This window comes from Mesorhizobium sp. P2_E9 (assembly GCF_056403815.1).
The window spans coordinates 162794-181344 of record NZ_JBFUET010000010.1 but is presented as its reverse complement, the minus strand read 5'-3'; the positions used below and the strand labels follow the sequence as shown (position 1 = coordinate 181344).

Genomic DNA, 18551 nt, shown 5'->3' with positions numbered 1-18551 from the left:
AAGGAACTAGGGGCGGCAGCTTTCGCGACGTTATTGGCGCAGTTGTTCACCATTCCCGACCGACTGGATTCGCGAAAGAATCTTCGCACCCGGCGCGCTTGCCGCGCTCAACGAGGAGGCGCGAGGCATCATGCTCGCCTTCGCGGAAACGAGGGCTCGGCTGAGTGAGTTTGCGAACTTGCCCGCCGGCGTCATCCATCTCGACCACGAGGTGCCCCACATCTCGGTCGAGCCGCGCGAGGATCCTGACGATCCACGCGAGATCAAGACAGCCTCATCCGTGTGCAAGGTGCCCCTGGTGAAACGCTCTAGCGCAGGCCTCTCGCCTTGATCAGAATGTCGTCGGAGAGCGCTGAGACGAGTGCGCGGTCGGCTCCTTTGCTGGGGATCAGGACGAATTCCACATCCTCCAGCGGCGGCAGGCGGCTGATCTCTTTCAGGCCTGCAGGCGACATGCTTTGCGGTTGCACCAGAACCCCCATGCCGGCGCGGGCGGCGGCCGTCAGCCCGCTCAGGCTGCCGCAGGTGCAGACGATACGCCACGGCATGCGGTGCTGTTCGAGCACTTCCAGCGCAATGCTGCGCGTGACGCTCGGCGGTGGGAAGGCGATCAACGGCAAGGCGGCGAGCGACAGGACGTGTTCCGGATCGCGGGCGAGCCAGACAAGCGGCTCGCGATAGACGAGCCGACCACGGCTGTCGCCCAGCCGGCGCTTCGCCAGAACGAGATCGAGCTCGCCATTGTCCTGCATCTGGTAGAGCACGCCGCTCAGCGCGACGGTCAGCTCAAGATCAACGGACGGGTGAGACCGGACGAAATCCTCCAGCACCAGCGGCAGACGGCTGGCAACCAGGTCCTCGGATACGCCGAGCCGCAAGGTGCCCCGCAACCTCTGCGCGGTGAACAGCGCCTGTACTTGCCCCTCTATGGACAACATGGTCCGGGCATGGCCGAGCAGGGCTTCGCCGTCAGGCGTCAGCACCACCTTGTGCGTATCCCGGGCCAGCAACTGCCTGCCAATCACGGCCTCCAGCTTGCTGATGTGCTGGCTGACGGTGGATTGTCCGAGCCCCAGCCTCTCGGCCGCGAAGGTAAAGCTTCCCATCTGCTGGACGGTGACGAAGCTGCGAAGTTGGACCAGATCGAGCATTGATATCTCAAATTACGATAACTGTTATTCATTGTATCCCATTTCGCGATGCGCGAAAAGACGGCGTCGAACCCACTCGGAGCGAACATGTCATGCGCCGCTTTCTGCCGGACTCCTTTCTGATCCTCCTGTTGTGCACCGTCGCGCTTGCGTCGGTCGCGCCGGCAACCGGGGCGTTTGCGGGATGGTTCGCGATCGCGACCAATTTTGCCGTGGCGCTGCTGTTCTTCCTGCATGGTGCGAGGCTCTCGCGCGATGTCGTTGTTGCCGGCCTGATGCATTGGCGCCTGCACCTGGTGATCCTTCTGACCACCTTTGGCCTGTTCCCACTGCTGGGTCTGGCGCTTGGCTATCTGCCTGCTTCGATCCTGCCCAAGCCGCTCTACCTCGGCATTCTGTTTCTCTGCGTCCTGCCGTCGACGGTCCAATCCTCGATCGCGTTCACCTCGATGGCCGGTGGCAATGTCCCCGCGGCCATCTGCTCGGCTTCCGCCTCCAACATCTTCGGCATGTTCCTGACACCCTTGCTCGTTGGGCTGCTCTTCTCCATGGGTGGGCACGGCGGGTATTCGTGGGATGCGGTGAGCCAGATCCTGCTGCAACTGCTCCTGCCCTTTGCACTCGGACAGTTGCTGGAACCCCGGATCGGCAACTGGATACGCTCTCGCAAGACATTGCTGATGCCTGTCGATCGCGGCTCGATCCTGATGGTCGTCTATCTGGCCTTCAGCACCGCGGTCGCCGAAGGGCTGTGGCACATGTTCACGCTGCGCGACATCGCCGTGGTCGTTGTCGCCGACATGGTGCTGCTCGGCCTGGTGCTTCTGTGCACGACCTATGGCAGCCGGCTTCTCGGCTTCGACAAGGCCGACCGGATCACGATCACCTTCTGCGGCTCGAAGAAGAGCCTGGCGAGCGGCGTGCCGATGGCCAACGTCATCTTTGCCGGCCAGGGCGTCGGCGCGATCGTTCTGCCGCTGATGCTGTTCCACCAGATACAGCTCATGGTCTGCGCCATGATCGCCCAGAAATATGCCAGAGCGGCGCACCGGTCCGCCGGCCCGCAAGCCGAGCCGGCGGCCTCGGTGGCTTAGAGCAATTCCAGGAAAAGTGTGAAACGGTTTTCCCGGGAAAAGCGCGTAGCGCTTTCCCTAGGGAATTGCGCCAAAAAAGAGTTTAGTGCCGTCGAGCGAAGGTCTCGGCGATGGCCAGGACCGCGGCATGAATCGGTCCTGAGGTGAGGTTGGGCATGATCGACGCGTCCACGACAAACAGATTGTCGAGCGCCTTCAACTGTAGATTTGCATCGACGACGGCGTCCGGATCCTTGCCCATCCTGCAAGTACCGCAGGGATGATGGTGTGTGATGACCGACCGCGCGATGAAGTCGTCGATCTCGGCCACGCTGTTCAGGGTGCCTGGCAGGAGTTCGCGCTCTCGCCAGCCGGCGAGTTCATCCCTATGCCCGATTGTCCGTGCGGCCTCGAGGGCCTGGCGAAACAGCGTGCGGTCCCGATCGGTCTGCAGGTATGCCGGGTCGATGATCAATCGATCACCGAACTCAGGACCACTTATGCGCACGCTGCCGCGGCTTGTCGGATGGGTGATGCCGAACAGCAGCGAGTAGGCCGTGCCGGCGGCGGGTGCCTGGAAGCATTCGGACACGATCGGCGCGATGCCGCAACCAACGACTATTTCAGGCTGGCCGGTGGCGGTGAAGTTGTCCGCGCGCATATAGGCCATCGACTCCGAATGTTGGAGGCGCGATGGAGGCACCGGCTTGCGGGCCGCGTAGAGGTTGCCGGCACCAAGCAGGTGGTCCTGAAGGTTTCGACCGATCTCAGGCATATCGATCAGGCACCCAACGCCCGCGGCATCTAGCACAGCGTGCGGGCCGATCCCCGAGCGCATCAGCAAGGCCGGGCTTTCCAGCGCTCCGGCACAAAGCACGATTTGATCCGCAAAGATTTCGACCAAACCCTGTCGCCCTACGACCTCGAGGCCGCGGACCTGATTGCCCCTGAGATTGAGCCGCCGCACCCGGGATCCCGTGAGGATGGTCAGGTTCTTGCGCTCTCGAACTGCCCCGGTGAGGCAGGCGTCCGCCACAGTGACCCGTCGCCCGTCGCGGATGTTCAAGGAGTTCGGGGTGACGCCGATCATCTCGCCGCTGTTGTGGCCTTGAAGGCGAGGCAGACCCAGCGATGCGCCTGCCTCGATAAAGGCACGAGCAACCGGACTTACTTCGTCCGCCGGCAAATGGATCGGCAACGGCCCGCTTTTGCCGTGAATGCCGTCGCCGCCAAGCGGGTGGTTTTCGATAGTCTGGAAAACCGGCAGCAATTCATCCCAACTCCAGCGGCGATCCCCGGTCGCGTCGACCCAGGCCTGGAAGTCGGACGGGTGACCGCGCATGTAGCCCATCGCGTGCAGGCAACTCGAGCCGCCAATCAACCGCCCGCGCGCCCAATGATGCACCCGGCCCGCGGTGCCGGCTTGCGGCTCCGTGCGATAGTCCCAATCGTAGCTGCGGCCTTGCAGCGCCGGCCAGGCAGCGGGGTTCCAGATGTCGGGGTCCGTCGCCTCTTCGCCCGCCTCGATCAGCAGAACGTGTCTGTCCGGCTCTTCACTCAGTCGCGCGGCAAGCAGGCTGCCGGCCGACCCACCGCCGACGATGACGATATCGCAATTCGGTTTGCGCTCGACATTGGCCATGGTCATCATCACTCCATCCGCCACTTGCTGGCGTCGATAGCCGGCATGCCTGACACCGACATGGTGAAAACCCCCGCGCACTGATCTGCATCAGGCAGATATTTGATCGGAAACGTCATGAAGGACTTGGCGTCTTCAGACGGAACTGCAGTCTTTCGAAGACCTCAAATCCCGCTGTCCATGGATACTTTCGCTGCCGCTTTCGCCTTCAAGACATGCTGCTTCGAGGCTTTGCGGGCGGCCTTCTCGTCGCCGGCGGCGATGGATTCGAATATCTCCCTCATCTCCGCCAGGCTGCTTTGTGCTCTGCCCTCCAAGGACATCGATCGTCCTCGAAAGAAGCTTATCCTGGCCACCAGGCCGCGATGGACTTCCTCCAGGATAGGGTTCCCGCAATTTGCGAGTATGATCGAATAGAAGTCCGCGGCGGTCATGACCTGCGCCAGGCTGTCATTGCTGGATGCCGCCTCTTCGAATGCGGAAAGGGATCTCTCGAGTTCACGCAACTGTTCAGGCGAAATCCTCAACGCGCATCGGCCCGCGGCCTCGACTTCCAGCAGCTCTCGAACCTCGTAGATGGCGGTTGCCACCTCCCAAGAAAGTGCCGGTATCGACGGCCCGCGGTTGGGTACGATTTCGATCAGACGCTCGGCCTCAAGACTGCGCAAAGCCTCCCTTAGCGAGGGGCGGCTGATGCCGAGTTGTGTGCACAGTTGACTTTCGATGAGGCGGCTTCCCGGCTGAAACAATCCGGAGAAGATGGCGAGCCGTAACTTGTCGACGGTCTCCCGTTGCACCGTCCGTGGCGAAATTCGCAAATTCAAATCTGGGGGCATCGATAACGTCTCATGGGCTTTTGAGTCGCAAGCTGAAGCAGCATACGCCACGCCATGCAAATTTGACAGCAGGATAGCCAGATTGTCAAATCTGAAGATTGCAAGAATGTCAGACAATCCGCTTGACGGCCCCCCGGCCAATATGATCCTTTTGCAGGAGACGGGCAGCGGAGGCGAGGATCATGGACATGGCGGCGGATATAGCTTCCGACCACTCTATCTCGCGACGCATCGACATTGGCCGCATCACCTTGAACGTGCGCGAGAAGGGCAAAGGCCCGTTGATGCTGTTCTTCCACGGCATCACCTCCAACTCGGCGGTCTTCGCGCCGTTGATGGCTCGGCTGTCGGATCGGTTCACGACCATAGCGGTTGACCAGAGGGGGCATGGCCTCAGCGACAAGCCGGAAACCGGTTATGAGGCGAATGACTACGCGGAAGACATCGCCGGCCTGATACGCACGCTCGATCGAGGCACTGCCATCCTCGTCGGACATTCGCTTGGCGCTCGAAATTCGGTCACGGCCGCGGCGAAATACCCGGATTTGGTGCGGTCGGTCATCGCAATCGACTTTACGCCGTACATCGAGACCGAAGCGCTGGACGCGTTGGAAGCGCGCGTGAATGCGGGGAGCCAGCTTTTCGAGGATGTAAAGGCCGTCGAAACATACCTCGCCGGCCGCTATCCGAATATTCCCGCCGACGCCATCAAGATCAGGGCTGAGAGCGGCTATCAGCCGGTCGACGGCGGATTGCGCCCGTTGGCCTCGCCCGCGGCCATGGCGCAGACCGCCAAGGGCCTGCGAGCGGACCTGGTGCCGGCCTACCGCGACGTGACCAAGCCGGTCCTCATCGTTCGAGGCGAGACGAGCAAATTGGTTTCAGCGGCGGCGCTGGCGAAGACAAGCCGGCTGCGGCCTGATCTGCCGGTCGTCGTCGTTCCGGGCGCCGACCATTACGTCAATGAGGTGTCTCCCGAGATCACGTTGAAAGCCATCACCAACTTCATAGACGCCTGACGGCCAAGCGCCGTCTTCTTGTACGCAGCAGGATCCAGAAAATGGCCAACGTAAACAGAACTCCGGGCAAAACGCGTCGTGCCGAGGTCGCCGGCGGCGGCTTTGCCGGCCTGACAGCCGCCATCGCTCTCAGGCAGAACGGTTGGGATGTCAGGCTGCACGAAAAGAGCTCGGAGCTGCGGGCATTCGGCGCGGGCATCTATCTCTGGCACAACGGCCTCCGCGTGCTCGAAGGGCTGGGCGCCTTGGACGAGGTTCTCCAGGGCTCGCACACGCCTCCGACCTACGAGACCTGGATGCACAACAAATCGGTTTCCAAGGAGACGTTCAACGGTCTGCCCTGGCGCATCATGACCCGCAGCCACCTGCACGATGCCCTGGTCAATCGGGCCCGTGCCCTGGGTGTCGACATAAGCGTCAATTCCGAAGCCGTCGCCGCCGATCCGGAGGGACGGCTGACACTCCAGAACGGCGAGGTCCTCGAAGCCGACCTGATCGTCGGCGCCGATGGCGTTGGCTCCAAGGTCAGGGATTCCATCGGTTTCAAACAGGATCGATGGGTTTCGAAAGATGGTCTTATCCGACTGATTGTCCCGCGCATGAAGAAAGATCTCGGTCATGGCGAGTGGGACAATACCATCGACATGTGGAACTTCTGGCCGCGTGTTCAGCGGATTCTCTACTCGCCCTGCAATGAGAATGAGCTCTATCTGGGCTTGATGGCTCCAGCCGCCGATCCTCGCGGATCAAGCGTTCCGATCGATCTCGAAGTCTGGGTCGAGATGTTTCCTTTCCTGGAGCCGTGCCTGATCGAAGCGGCCAAGCTGAAAACCGCCAGGTACGACAAGTACGAAACGACCAAGCTGGACAGCTGGACGAGAGGCAAGGTCGCCCTCGTAGGGGATGCCGCGCATGCAATGTGCCCGGCTCTTGCCCAGGGTGCCGGTTGCGCGATGGTCAACGCCTTCAGCCTGTCGCAGGACCTGGAGGAAGGCTCTTCGGTCGAAGATGCACTCGTCGCGTGGGAGACGCGCATTCGCCCGATCACGGATCGCTGCCAGGCCCTGTCCGGCGACTATGCGGCCAACCGCTCGCTCTCGAAGGGAAACATGTTCACGCCAGCGGCGCTGGAAGCTGCCCGCTACGATCCGCTGCGCCGTGTCTTCTCATGGCCACAGTAAACGTCGGGCAAGCCGGCCAACGAATTAATCGGTGCATGCGCAAGCGCGCGCCCTTCAGGAGATAAAGATGAACTATTCCAGTGAAGTCGAAAGAGACTACGATGTCAGGGGATGGTACTCCTCCGTCCAGGAAAGCCGCCATGACGGCGGCACACCTGGCGAGACCCTCGTCAAGGTCGCGACAGGCGTCGTCATACGCAATCCCTTCGCCGGAAAATTCGTCGCCGAACTGTCCGAGTTGACAGATCCGAGTTCAGCGATCGGTCATGCGCTCGGCGAGCGCGCCGTGGCGCTGCTCGGCAACAGGCCGGTCGAAAGCTATGGCAAAGGCGGTATCGCGGGCACATCAGGCGAACAGGAACATGTCGTCGCTTGCATCACCACGGTATTCGGAGATCCGCTGCGGCAGCAGGTGGGCGGCGGCAAGGCCTGGATATCGTCGGTCAGCAAGGTCGCCGTCGCCGGCACCACCATCGATATCCCGCTTGCCCACAAGGACGAGCTCTACATCCGTTCCCACTATGATGCCGTCACTTTTTCCGTGCCGGATGCCCCGCGCCCCGACGAGCTTTTGATCTGCGTCGCCGTCGCATCGGGTCCGCGCGTGCATCAGCGCGTCGGCGGCAAGTCCGTCGCTGACCTCAAGGCCGGTGTCTAGGTCGGTCGAAATTTCTGAAAGGACGAATTCCATGCCCCTGAACATCAAGGACCTCAAGATCACCTCGGCGGATTTCAAGCCGCTCGGGAAACTGCGCGACGAACATGCCGGCGACAAGGGCAACGTATTGCCCAAGCTTACCGTCAGTGGCGTCCCGGCAGGGGCGAAAGAACTCGCGGTGATCTGCCACGATCCGGACGCGCCGCTCGCCAACGGTTTCACGCATTGGGTGGTCTACGGCATCGATCCCTCGACCACCGACCTTTCGGACGCGCAGGAGAAGTTCCGCGTCGGACCCAACGGCGCCGGCGGCAAGCAGTACTATGGACCCCAGCCACCCGCTGGCCACGGTGAGCATCACTACTATTTCTGGGTCTATGCACTCGACACGAAGGTCGAAGGCACGCCCACCCGGGAGGAGTTCCTGCAGAAATATGCCGGCAACATCATCGAGCAGAACCGGATCGTCGGCATCTACGAAAACAAGTGAAATCCGCGGCCCTGGCGACCGATAACAACAACAAGAATGGTCGCCATCGCCGCAATGGGAGAATTTGGAAATGACAGACAACAGCCCAGCGCGCCAGAAGGTCTTCGAGGAACTCGTCACGGCAACGAAGATCCTTCTGAACGAAGGTATTCTGGATACATTCGGGCACATCAGTGCCCGTGACCCCGAGGATCCCGAAAGCTTCTTCCTGGCGCAGAAGCTTGCTCCGAGCCTGATAACGGCCGGTGACATGCAGCGTTTCAACCTCGATGGCGAGACCTCGGACAACCGGCCGTCCTACCTGGAACGCTATATCCACAGCGAGATCTACAAGGCACGGCCCGACGTCCAGTGCGTGCTCCACAGCCATTCGCCGGCTGTTCTGCCTTATTGCTTCACCGACCAGCCGCTGCGGCCCGTGACCCATATGGGGGCTTTCCTGGGGGACGCCGTCCCAGTCTACGAGATACGCGACAAGCAGGGAGACGCTACCGATCTCTTTGGCGGCAGCCGGAGCGTCTGTGCGGACATCGCTGAAAGCCTCGGGAACTATCCCGTCGTGCTCATGGCGCGGCACGGCGTCGTCAATGTCGGCAGTTCCGTCCGGCAGGTGGTGTTCCGGGCTTTCTATCTTGAACAGGAGGCGGCTGCGCAGACCGCCGGCCTGCGGATCGGCACAATCAAGTATCTGTCGCCGGGCGAAATCAAGGCCGCTGGAAATCTCGTCGGCGCCCAGATCGACCGTGGATGGGATCACTGGTCGCAGCGCCTCAGGGAAAAGGGCCTGGCCTAGCGCCAGTGCGTCTTTGAACATCCTTGGAAAGGGCTCGGTCCCTGCCAAGGTATCCGGCCCCGGTCCTCAAATTTTGAGGGGCCAGAGTGTCAGGCGAAAGCAGTAGAACCATGCCGCACGCGGAAAGTTACGATTACATCATCGTTGGGGCCGGATCGGCCGGTTGCGTGCTCGCCAACCGGCTGAGCGCCGACCCGAAATGTTCGGTGCTGTTGCTGGAAGCCGGCGGCTGGGATCGCGATCCCATGATCCACATCCCGCTTGGCTGGGGCAAGATCCTGACCGAGCGGCGCCATGACTGGATGTATTTCTGCGAGCCCGAGGACAATGTCGGCGGACGCAGGGTCGAATGCGCGCGCGGCAAGGTGGTCGGCGGATCATCGTCGACCAACGCCATGGCCTATGTGCGGGGCAATCACGGCGACTACGATCGTTGGGCAGCTGCGGGGCTCAGCGACTGGTCCTATGACAAGGTGCTGCCGTACTTCCGCAAGCAGGAAAGCTGGCAAGGCGGCGAGAGCCAGTATCGTGGCGGCAAGGGTCCGGTCAGCACCCAGTTCTGCCGCTACAAGGACACGCTGATCGACGCCTTTGCGCAAGCCAGCGTGCAGGCCGGTTACGAGCAGACGAAAGATTACAATGGCGAGCGGCAGGAAGGTTTCGGCCGCCTACAGATGACGATTTCAAAGGGCCGGCGCAGCTCGACCGCGACAGCCTATCTGCGGCCGGCGCTGAAGCGGCCCAACCTCACCGTTCTGACGGAAGCGAGCGCTACGAAGATCGTGCTGGAGGGTACGCGCGCCACCGGCGTCACCATCAGCCATCGCGGCGGCGAACGCACGGTTCTCGCCCGCAAGGAAGTGCTGCTTTCCGGAGGCGTGATCAACACGCCGCAACTCATGATGCTGTCCGGCATAGGGGCGCAGGACGAGCTTGCCGCCCACGGCATCCAGACGCGGGTCGACCTGCCGGCGGTCGGCAAGAACCTGCAGGATCACGTCTCGGTCATTCTCATGTACCGGCGCCGGGCTCCGGGCGGCCCGTTCCTGCGCAACATGCGTGCCGATCGGATCGGGCTCGATTTCGTCAAGACCTACTTCACCGGAAGCGGGTTTTCCGGCGATGTGCCTGGCGGTGTTGTCGCCTTCCTGAAGAGCGGCCCGGCACGGCCGTTGCCGGATGTGCAACTCCTCTTCACGGCGGCGCCACTCGCCGCATGGCCGTACTTCAAGCCGTTCAAGGCGCCGTTTGCGGACGGTTTCGCAACGCGGATTGTAGCGACACAGCCTGAAAGCCGCGGAGCCGTGAAACTGGCGTCGGCCGATCCTTTAGCGGCGCCTCTGATTCACCAGAATTTCCTCGCCTCGCCGAAGGATTGGGAGTCGCTGCGGGCCGGCTTCCGGGTGGCGCGGGATCTCGCGTCGCAGCCCTCCATGCAGCCCTTCATCGAGGCGGAGTTTTTCCCCGGCCCGAAGTGCCAGAGCGACGACGAGATCGACGAGCATATCCGCAAGACCTCCATCACCGTGCATCATCCGGCCGGGACCTGCCGGATGGGAGCCGATGAAGCCTCGGTCGTTGATCCGCAATTGCGCGTTCGCGGCGTCCAGGGGCTGAGAGTGGTGGACGCTTCCGTCATGCCCGACCTGGTCTGCGGAAACATCAATGCGGCAGTGATCATGATTGCCGAGAAAGCCGCCGACCTCATCGCGAGCTCGAAAGAAAGCGGGGCAGTGCAATGATCCGAAATATCGCCATCATCGGTCTGGGTACGATGGGACCGGGCATGGCTGCCCGGCTCGCCAGAGGCGGCCTCCAGGTGGTCGCCTACGATGTTGCCCCGGCAGCGATCGAGCGCGCGCGATCCATGCTGGGCGTGGCCGAGGGCGTTCTCGACGCCTTGGGTATCGCGCCACCGTCGGCCGGCGTTGGAACGGTTCGCTTCACCGATGATATCGGCGATGCGGTATCCGGCGCCGACCTCGTCATCGAGAACGTTCCTGAAAACATTTCGGTCAAGGCCGAAGTCTATCGCACGATCGACGGCCTGATCGCCTCGGACACGATCGTCGCGTCCGACACGTCGGGTATCCCGATCACCAAGCTGCAGGCGCATATCTCGCATCCCGAGCGGATGGTGGGCATGCACTGGTCGAACCCGCCGCACATCATCCCGATGATCGAGGTGATCGCCGGCGAGAAGACCGCGCCGCAAACCGTGGCTGTGATCCGCGACCTGATCCGCTCGATCGGCTTGCTGCCGGTGGTGGTGAAGAAGGACGTTCCCGGCTTCGTCGAAAACCGCGTGCTCTATGCGCTGCTGCGCGAGGCGGTCGACCTCGTCGAGCGTGGCGTCATCGATCCGGAGGATCTCGACACCTGCGTGTCTTGGGGCATCGGCTACAAGATCGCCGTGATCGGACCGATGGCGCTGCTCGATATGGCCGGCCTCGATATCTACAAATCCGTCTCCTCCTTCCTCAACGCGGATCTCTCCAATCGCGACGATGTCGCGCCCATCGTGCTGGAAAAGACGAACGCGTCGAAGCTCGGCATCAAGTCGGGCGAGGGCATGTTCTCCTACACACCCGAACAGACCAAGGCGCTGCAAGGCGAACGGGCGCGCAAACTCGTAGCGGTGCGGCGTATCCTGGAGGGCCGGGAGTAGCCATGCGCATGGAACCCATTCGAGCAGCAGGCGGTCGGCCAGCCCATATCCGCCACGATGACGACCTGATCTCCGCCAAGGGTGTTTCGGTGGTCATGGCCAGCCAGCTGGTTCTGCAGAACATCGATCTGTCGATACCGAAGGGGTCGTTTGTCTCCCTTATTGGTCCTTCCGGTTGCGGCAAGAGCACCTTGCTCAAGGTTCTGGCCGGGCTTTTCAATCCGACGAGCGGCAGCGTTTCGATCGCCGGACTTGCGCCGGCCGAAGCGGCGCGCAAGCGCATGATCGGCCTCGTCTTCCAGGACGCCAATTTGCTTCCGTGGAAGAATGCCGTCGACAACGCTTCGATGCTGCTTGGCATCGCCGACAGATCGCTCTCGCGCGCCGATTTGCGGGCACGCGGGCAGGAGATGCTGGAACTGGTGGGGTTGGGTGACAGCGCCCACAAACGCCCCAATGAATTGTCCGGCGGCATGCGCCAGCGCGTCGCCATCGCGCGGGCCCTGGCGCTCGATCCGGCGGTGCTGCTGATGGACGAGCCTTTCGGCGCGCTCGACGCTATTACCCGCGATTCGATGGGCCAGTCGCTGCTGGAGATCTGGCAGCGCACCGGCAAGACCATTGTGCTCGTCACCCATTCGATAGACGAGGCCATCCACCTGTCGCGCCATGTCCACGTGCTGGGGATCAAACCTGGGCGGATCACCGAGAGCCTCGACATTGGTCTGCCCTATCCGCGCGATCTGTCGGTGACGGAAGATCCGGAGTTCGTCAGGCTGGTGGTTCAACTGCGGATGATGCTGCGCGCCAGCCATCAACCAGGAGGCACGCCGTGAGCGATCAACCCGTCACCAATCTCTCCGAGTCGCGGCCCGAGTCCCGACTTGCCTCAAGCTGGGGTGCGGCGACAGGCAGCTGGCTTCCAGCGGTCATCCTTCTGCTGGCGACGATCGCGGTGTGGGAAGCCGTGGTGCGGATTTTCGCCATATCTGCCTTCATCATTCCCGCCCCGTCCGAGATCGCGCAATCGCTGGTCGCGCAATGGGCAACGCTGATGCAGGCGACACTGGTGACAGCAGGCGAGATCCTGTTCGGATTCCTCGTCTCCGTCGTGGTCGGCATTGCCATTGCGCTGGTTATCGTGCGCTTCGACTGGCTGGGGCGCGCGCTTTATCCGCTGGTGGTGCTGTTCCAGAACGTGCCCAAGGTGGCGCTGGCGCCGATCTTCATCCTCTGGTTCGGCTACGGGCTGGCGCCCAAGATCGGCCTGATCCTGGTCATCGCCTTCTTCCCCGTGACATTGTCGATGCTGGCGGGCATGCAGTCGGTCGATCGCTCGCTGCTGTCGCTGATGAATTCGGTCGGCGCCAGCCCGACGCAAATCCTGTTCAGGATCCGCGTCCCGCACTCGCTGCCGAACCTGATGGCCGGAACCAAGATCGCCGCGACGCTCAGCGTCATCGGCGCCATCGTTGGCGAATTCGCCGGCGCCTCGGACGGGCTCGGCTACGTGATCCAGTTTGCTTCGACCCAGCTCGACACCGCGCTGGTTTTCGCGGCCCTGCTCCTCGTTTCGGTGCTGGGCATCGCCTTCTACTACGCAGCAGAAATTCTCGAACGCATCATGGTGCCATGGGCACCGAAATTCAGCCACGCCTAGGCCTGCTCAATCAACCAACTAAAAAGGGAACAAAAATGCTCAGACGCTCACTTATCAAGGCAGTTGCCGTTGCCGCGGCCGTCGGTGTGCTCGGCTTCTCGAACGCGGCTTTGGCCGCCGACAAGGTCAGCGTCCAGCTCGACTGGGTGGTGCGCGGCAACCATGCCATGTTCTTCGTCGGCAAGGAGAAGGGCTTCTTCGCCAAGAACGACATCGACCTGGCCGAGATCCGCAAAGGCTCCGGCTCGCCGGACGCCATGCGGCTGGTCGGCAATGAGAACGCGGATTTCGGTTTCGGTGATCTTCCCACGCTTGCCGTCGCGCGCTCGCAGAATGTTCCCGTCGTGGCACTGGCCGCCGTCAACCAGCACTCGCCGCTGGCGATCATCTCGCTGGCCAAGACGGTGAAGCTCACCAAGCCGGCTGATCTCAAGGGTCTCACCATCGGCATTCATCCTGCCGGTTCTACCTACATCTTCTTCAAGGGCTTCCTGGCGGCCAATGGCCTGACCGAAAAGGACATGACGCTGAACAGCGTCTCGCCGCCCTATGAAAGCTATCTGCTTCTGGGCCGGGTTCAGACGGTGGTCGGTTATGTCGACGCCGAGGTTCCCGAACTGGAGGCCAAGGCCGGCGGCCCCGGTTCGCTCAGCATCATGATGGGCGCGGACCATGGCTGGAAGGCTTATGGCTCGGGCCTGTTCACCTCTCAGGCCATGATCAAGGACAAGCCCGAAATCGTCGCCCGCTTCGTCAAGGCATACAGCGAGGCATTCGACTATGTCGTGGCGCACCCCGAAGAGGCGGCCGAGATCACGGCCAAGGCCGCACCCGGTTACGCCGACAAGAAGGATGTGCTGCTAGCGCAGATCAACGCCGATATCGCGTCGACCTTCACCAGCCCCGACACCAAGGAACATGGCCTCGGCTGGATGACGAAGACGCAGTGGGAGGAAACGCTGAAGACGCTCACCGATCAGGGCGTGCTCAAGACGGCTCCCTCGGCGGACGATGTCTTCACCGACAAATTCCTGGCAAAGAAGTAGGAGGCGCGCGGTGTTGGGCGGGGCAAGTCGATGAGCGCCTACCGGCAGACCAGGCTGTCCTGCTCCATGACGCAGGACACGGCGCGTTCGCCTTTCGCCGCGTCGGTGCGGTCGAGCGTGATCTGCACGCGTGTGGCATATGCGCGGCCGGCCAGGCCGCACCACAGCCGCTCGACGGGCAGGTTCTCGCGCTTGTCGTTGAGGATCGTGAACGTGCCCGTCTTGGGGTCGAACCAGAGTTCAAGGCGAGCGCTCTTTCCCGGCTCGACTGTCGCGATTCCGGCCGAATACCAGTGGGCGAAGTCGGCATTGCAGGACAGCCCTTCGTTGCCCGCATTCGAAATCGTCAATGGCACCATGTTGAGCCCGTCAGTTCCGGTGCGGACGGTGACATGGTGCAACTCAACCGCATTGGCGAAAGACGTAAGCGCCAGCATCACCGGGAGAATATAACGATTCTTCACTTTGCCTGAGCTCCGTAGGGTGGGTTTGTGCAGGCAGTCTATCTCGCTTCCGCGCAATAACAATAAGAATAATGATTGGCAGTCAACCAGAGAGGGTAAAATGTTAAAACTTATTAAGAGCAGTGTGAGTGCAGTTATACTGAGTGGTGTCTTGCTGAGCGGTGCGTTTGCCGGCGAAGTCAAGTCGATCGCCATCCTGACGCCCGAAGAAGGCACCGATTACGGCTGGAACCAGCAGGGCATCAATGCCGCCAAGGCGGCGGGCAAGGCCGCCGGCGTCGAAGTGGTCGTAGCCCAGGGGCTCGGCTATGGCGATGTTCGTCCGACCTTGCGCGAGCTCGCGTCTGACGGCGCCAGCCTGCTGATCGCCCACGCCAGCGGCTACAACACCTCGGCGCCTGAAATCGCCAAGGAATTGAAGGTTCCGGTGGCGATCGTCGATACGCCGAACGGCCTGGAGAAGGGGCTCGTCGCCGACTACACGCTCAGTGGTCACCAGGGCGCCTATCTCGCCGGCCGTCTTGCCGCCAAGATGTCGCGTTCCAAGTCGGTCGGCATCGTCGTCTCGGGCGAACCGCCATCATGGAACTCGCAGTCGGCGGCGTTCGCGCAAGGCGTGAAGGCGGAGAACCCGGACGTCAAGATCACCTATGCGGTGATCGGCCCGGCCGCCTACAGCGACGCGGCCGGCGGCAAGCGCGTCACCGAAAGCGTGATCGCGTCGGGTGCCGACATCATCTTCGGCCAGGGCAACGGTTCGAGCTTCGGCATGCTGCAGGCGGTCGAGACGACCAAGGCAGCCGATGGCGGCAAGGTCTATTTCATCGACGTCATCGGTGACAAGTCGCCGATCGACAAGGGCTTCCTGCTGTCGTCGGTGGTGTGGAACATCGAGCCTGTCTATGCGGCGATGATCGCCGACCTGAAGGCCGACACGTTCGGCACCAAGCACTATACGATCGGCCTCAAGGACGACTCGGTGAAGCTGCTGAAGACCGCGGCCATTCCGGACAATGTCTGGACGGAAATCCAGGCACTGCGCGAAGACGTCATTTCCGGCAAGATCAAGGTCGATCCGGTGTTTGACGCGGCCGCCGTCAGGGCATTGATGACCAGCGTCGCTCAGTAAGGCGATCACGGTCGGCTGCCGGAGGGGTGATCCGTTCACCTCTCCGGCCGATTCCCACTTTTTGTGTGTTGGGCTTTCATGAGCGGTTCTTCTTCATCGTCCGTTGCCGGGCGCGACATCGTCGCGCTTGAAGGCGTGACCAAACGGTTTCCCGGCATCGTCGCCAATGACAGCGTCGATCTGTCGATCCGTCCCGGCGAAGTGCATGTGCTGCTCGGTGAGAACGGTGCCGGAAAATCGACATTGATCGGCATGCTGTCGGGACTGCAGCAGCCGGACGAAGGGCGCATACTGGTCGACGGCAAACCGACCCCGATCACGTCGCCGCGCCATGCGCTGGCGCTGGGCATCGGTACGGTGTTCCAACACATGATGCTGGTGCCGACGCTGACGGTGGCGGAAAACCTGTTGCTTGGCGGACCCTGGTGGCAGCGCCCCAGGACCGAGGAGCTTGAAGCGCGCGTCGCCGAGATAACGCGCAGCCTAGGCATCACGGTAAAGCTGCATGCCAAGGTGTCGGAGCTTTCGCTCGGCGAGCAGCAGCAGGTCGAAATCCTGCGCGCCATGGTGCGCAACAGCCGGTTGCTGATCCTAGACGAGTCCACCTCGATGCTGACGCCGAAAGGCATTGACGAATTGGGCGCGCTGATGCGCCGCCTTGTCGAGCAGGGCCTGGCGATCGTCTTCATCACCCACAAGCTCAAGGAAGCGGCGGCCTTCGGCGACCGCATTTCGGTGCTGAAGCTCGGCCGCAAGGTCGGCGAGATTCCGCCCGAGCGGTTTCGCGCTCTGGGTGAACAGGCGATCATCTCGGAGATCGTGGAATTGATGTTCGGCAAGCAGAAGGACGATCCGGAAGCGGTCGAGCGCCCGGTCCGTACAGTCCGCACGGATGCCGCTCCGCTGCTTCAAGTCGCGGATCTGGCGGTCGCGCCGACCGACAATGCGCCAGGCCTGTCGTCGATCTCCTTCGACATCCGCCCGGGCGAGATCCTGGGCATCGCCGGCATCGACGGCAACGGCCAGAAGCAGCTGGCGGAAGCGCGGGCCGGCCMGCGCGCGGCGACCGGCGGTTCGGTGCGGCTGGAGGGCGTTGCCATCGAGGCGCTGAGCGTCGGCGAACGCCGTCGGCGCGGTCTGCGCTACCTGACCGACGACCGGCTCGGCGAAGGCACTGTCGGCACCTTCCCGGTCTCGATCAACTTCTTCCTCAAGCAGGTCGGCGCGGCGCCCTTCTGGCGCAGCGGCGTCGAGCAGCGCGGCGAGATCGACAAGCGCGCCGCGGAGCTCGTCCGCGAATACGACGTGCGCACGCCAAGCCTGAAGACGCCGGTCGCGCGGCTTTCCGGCGGCAACATCCAGAAGGTGCTTCTGGCACGCGAACTGGCCGAAGGCGCCAAGGTGGTGATCTTCAACAAGCCGACCTATGGGCTCGATCTCGCCAACACATTGGCGTCGCGCCAGCGCATCCGGGATACGGCGGCCCGCGGCCTTGCGGTGCTGCTCATCTCCACCGACCTCGAGGAGTTGCTCAGCATGTGCGACCGCGTCGCCGTCATCGCCAACGGAGCGCTCGTCGGCACCGTCGAGAATACCGATGACGCCCGCACCAAGGTCGGTCGCCTGATGATCGGACTTGCCGCATGAGCATCGACACCGCACCTACGGCCAATACCACCGCACTCGATGCCACGAGCGCGGCGGCGACGCGTCGCGACATCCTGCATCGGCTGCTGATGACGCTCGGCCCGATCCTCATCGCACTCGTCATCGCCGGCTGCATCTTGCTTGCCGTCGGCGTAGACCCGCTCGCCTATTATGGCTTTGTGCTGGAAAAGGGCCTGTTCTCGCCGCTCGGTATCCAGCAGACACTGACCCGCATGGCGCCGCTGCTGTTTCTTGCCGCCGGCCTGATCGTGGCCTTTCGCGCCGGCATGTGGAATCTCGGCGGCGATGGCCAGTTCCTGCTCGGCGCGGTGACGGCGGCAGCCAGCGCTCCCGTGTTCGTGCAGATCATGCCGGCCTGGCTGGCGCTGTTCTGCGCGTTCCTCATCGCCATGGCGGTGGCGATGATCTGGTCGCTGGTGCCGGCGCTGCTGCGGGCCTACCAAGGCGTCAACGAGATCATCACCACGCTGATGATGACGTTCCTCGGCACCTCACTCGCCAATGTGCTGGTCAAGCTGGTGTTCCGCGATCCCAGCACGACCGTCCCGCAGACCCGTACGCTGCCGGTGGAAGACCGGCTGCCGCGCCTGTTCGAAACGACCATCACCAGTGGCCTGCTGCTTGGGCTGGCGGCGATCATCATCGTGCATCTGGTGATGACGCGCACCGCGTTCGGGCTGAAATTGCGGATCGTCGGCGCCAATCCGCGCGCGGCTGTTCATGCGGGTCTGGGCGTGCCTGGCCTGACGGTTGCCGTCTTCGCCATTTCCGCCGGGCTCGCCGGCCTTGCCGGCGCCGTCGACATCATCGGCGTCCAGGGCAATGTCCGCGCCGACTGGAACCCCGCCTACGGGCTTGCCGTCATTCCCGCCGTGTTCCTCGCCCGCATGAACGGCTTTGCCGCCATCGGCTTCGTGTTCCTGCTCTCGGTGCTGTCGATCGGCGGCGAGAGCGCGGCGCGGCGCCTTGGCGTGCCCAATCATTTCACCCTGGTGCTGGTTTCCATCGTGCTGATCGTGCTCGCTCTCGCCGAATATTTCGACCATCGATACAACCAGTCGCGGAGGGCTTGA

General features: G+C 62.7%; 18 protein-coding genes. 14 read left to right on the top strand and 4 right to left on the bottom strand.

Annotated features, from left to right (window positions below; genetic code table 11):
• Positions 1 to 308: 308 nt before the first annotated feature.
• Positions 309 to 1151 (bottom strand): LysR substrate-binding domain-containing protein, encoded by an 843-nt coding sequence (locus AC1D05_RS19940; protein ID WP_477443210.1) that lies wholly within the window; start codon positions 1149 to 1151, stop codon positions 309 to 311.
• Positions 1152 to 1243: 92 nt separating this feature from the next.
• On the opposite strand from AC1D05_RS19940, the gene AC1D05_RS19935 reads away from it, so the two are divergent.
• Positions 1244 to 2245, top strand: coding sequence for a bile acid:sodium symporter family protein (locus AC1D05_RS19935; protein ID WP_477443208.1), 1002 nt, complete (start codon positions 1244 to 1246; stop codon positions 2243 to 2245).
• 82 nt (positions 2246 to 2327) lie between these two features.
• On the opposite strand, the gene AC1D05_RS19930 is transcribed toward AC1D05_RS19935, so the two are convergent.
• A complete protein-coding gene (locus tag AC1D05_RS19930) occupies positions 2328 to 3872 on the bottom strand; it encodes a GMC family oxidoreductase (protein WP_477443354.1) in 1545 nt (514 codons plus the stop codon).
• A gap of 158 nt (positions 3873 to 4030) precedes the next feature.
• Positions 4031 to 4819, bottom strand: coding sequence for a GntR family transcriptional regulator (locus AC1D05_RS19925; RefSeq protein ID WP_477443206.1), 789 nt, complete (start codon positions 4817 to 4819; stop codon positions 4031 to 4033).
• 65 nt (positions 4820 to 4884) lie between these two features.
• Here AC1D05_RS19925 and AC1D05_RS19920 point away from each other — a divergent pair, with 65 nt between their 5' ends.
• The 10 genes from AC1D05_RS19920 (at position 4885) to AC1D05_RS19875 (ending at position 14217) form a co-directional block, all read left to right on the top strand.
• Complete coding sequence (locus AC1D05_RS19920; RefSeq protein ID WP_477443204.1) at positions 4885 to 5721, top strand: 2-(acetamidomethylene)succinate hydrolase; 837 nt, start codon at positions 4885 to 4887, stop codon at positions 5719 to 5721.
• A gap of 41 nt (positions 5722 to 5762) precedes the next feature.
• Complete coding sequence (locus AC1D05_RS19915; RefSeq protein WP_477443202.1) at positions 5763 to 6902, top strand: FAD-dependent oxidoreductase; 1140 nt, start codon at positions 5763 to 5765, stop codon at positions 6900 to 6902.
• A gap of 67 nt (positions 6903 to 6969) precedes the next feature.
• Positions 6970 to 7560 carry an amino acid synthesis family protein gene (locus AC1D05_RS19910; RefSeq protein WP_477443200.1) on the top strand — a complete coding sequence of 197 codons (591 nt, stop codon included), beginning with the start codon at positions 6970 to 6972 and terminating at the stop codon, positions 7558 to 7560.
• A gap of 31 nt (positions 7561 to 7591) precedes the next feature.
• Entirely contained in the window at positions 7592 to 8050 is a 459-nt protein-coding gene (locus AC1D05_RS19905; protein WP_172233707.1) for a YbhB/YbcL family Raf kinase inhibitor-like protein, read from the top strand.
• Between the two features lie 70 nt (positions 8051 to 8120).
• The gene (locus AC1D05_RS19900; RefSeq protein WP_477443198.1) at positions 8121 to 8843 is read left to right on the top strand and encodes a class II aldolase/adducin family protein; all 723 of its coding nucleotides are present in this window, start codon (positions 8121 to 8123) and stop codon (positions 8841 to 8843) included.
• Positions 8844 to 8953: 110 nt separating this feature from the next.
• Complete coding sequence (locus AC1D05_RS19895; protein ID WP_477443352.1) at positions 8954 to 10585, top strand: GMC family oxidoreductase; 1632 nt, start codon at positions 8954 to 8956, stop codon at positions 10583 to 10585.
• Entirely contained in the window at positions 10582 to 11511 is a 930-nt protein-coding gene (gene fhmpcd1, locus AC1D05_RS19890; RefSeq protein ID WP_477443197.1) for a 5-formyl-3-hydroxy-2-methylpyridine 4-carboxylate 5-dehydrogenase, read from the top strand. The genes AC1D05_RS19895 and fhmpcd1 overlap by 4 nt, the downstream gene beginning before the upstream one ends.
• A 2-nt stretch (positions 11512 to 11513) precedes the next feature.
• The gene (locus AC1D05_RS19885; protein ID WP_477443195.1) at positions 11514 to 12347 is read left to right on the top strand and encodes an ABC transporter ATP-binding protein; all 834 of its coding nucleotides are present in this window, start codon (positions 11514 to 11516) and stop codon (positions 12345 to 12347) included.
• The gene (locus AC1D05_RS19880) at positions 12344 to 13171 is read left to right on the top strand and encodes an ABC transporter permease (protein WP_477443193.1); all 828 of its coding nucleotides are present in this window, start codon (positions 12344 to 12346) and stop codon (positions 13169 to 13171) included. Before AC1D05_RS19885 ends, AC1D05_RS19880 begins: the two co-directional genes overlap by 4 nt.
• 35 nt (positions 13172 to 13206) lie before the next feature.
• Positions 13207 to 14217, top strand: a complete 1011-nt coding sequence (locus AC1D05_RS19875) for an ABC transporter substrate-binding protein (protein WP_477443191.1) — start codon at positions 13207 to 13209, stop codon at positions 14215 to 14217.
• A 38-nt stretch (positions 14218 to 14255) separates the two neighbouring features.
• On the opposite strand, the gene AC1D05_RS19870 is transcribed toward AC1D05_RS19875, so the two are convergent.
• Positions 14256 to 14681: a hypothetical protein gene (locus tag AC1D05_RS19870; RefSeq protein WP_477443189.1), complete on the bottom strand. Its 426-nt coding sequence runs from the start codon at positions 14679 to 14681 to the stop codon at positions 14256 to 14258.
• Between the two features lie 151 nt (positions 14682 to 14832).
• On the opposite strand from AC1D05_RS19870, the gene AC1D05_RS19865 reads away from it, so the two are divergent.
• The 3 genes from AC1D05_RS19865 (at position 14833) to AC1D05_RS19855 (ending at position 18551) form a co-directional block, all read left to right on the top strand.
• The gene (locus tag AC1D05_RS19865; RefSeq protein WP_477443187.1) at positions 14833 to 15810 is read left to right on the top strand and encodes a putative B6 ABC transporter substrate-binding protein; all 978 of its coding nucleotides are present in this window, start codon (positions 14833 to 14835) and stop codon (positions 15808 to 15810) included.
• Between the two features lie 78 nt (positions 15811 to 15888).
• Positions 15889 to 17457, top strand: coding sequence for a putative B6 ABC transporter ATP-binding protein (locus tag AC1D05_RS19860; RefSeq protein WP_477443186.1), 1569 nt, complete (start codon positions 15889 to 15891; stop codon positions 17455 to 17457).
• Positions 17454 to 18551, top strand: coding sequence for a putative B6 ABC transporter permease subunit 2 (locus tag AC1D05_RS19855; RefSeq protein WP_477443184.1), 1098 nt, complete (start codon positions 17454 to 17456; stop codon positions 18549 to 18551). The genes AC1D05_RS19860 and AC1D05_RS19855 overlap by 4 nt, the downstream gene beginning before the upstream one ends.